Consider the following 385-nt stretch of genomic DNA (forward strand, 5'->3'; position numbering starts at 1 on the left):
GATCGAAAGATATCAGCGCGAAGTCGCAACCTCCGGTTGACCGCCATCCGCTCCTTCTTTCGATATGCAGCTCTTGAAGTGCCGGCGAATTCTGGACAAATCCAAAGAGTGCTCGCAATCCCCGGAAAACGACATGAGCGTGCTTTGATCAACTTCTTGTCCGAAGCCGAGGTGAAGGCCCTGCTTGCTGTTCAAGATCAACGCACATGGACAGGACGCCGCGATCATGCACTGTTGCTCGTGGCTGTTCAGACTGGAGTGCGATTATCTGAACTCAGAGGACTGCAACGCCAAGATGTGGCCTTGGGTACCGGTGCACATGTGCGCGTTGTGGGAAAGGGACGCAAGGAGCGTTGTACACCGCTGACAAGACAAACAGTCGAAG

At 54.3% G+C, this 385-nt stretch carries 1 protein-coding gene; it reads left to right on the forward strand.

What is annotated here, in order from left to right; translation table 11 throughout:
- Positions 1–144: 144 nt before the first annotated feature.
- The coding region (locus tag BWR59_RS33050; RefSeq protein ID WP_230982140.1) for a tyrosine-type recombinase/integrase at positions 145–385 on the forward strand (241 nt) is incomplete at its 3' end.

Source organism: Pseudomonas sp. Bc-h (assembly GCF_002080045.1).
Lineage (GTDB): Bacteria > Pseudomonadota > Gammaproteobacteria > Pseudomonadales > Pseudomonadaceae > Aquipseudomonas.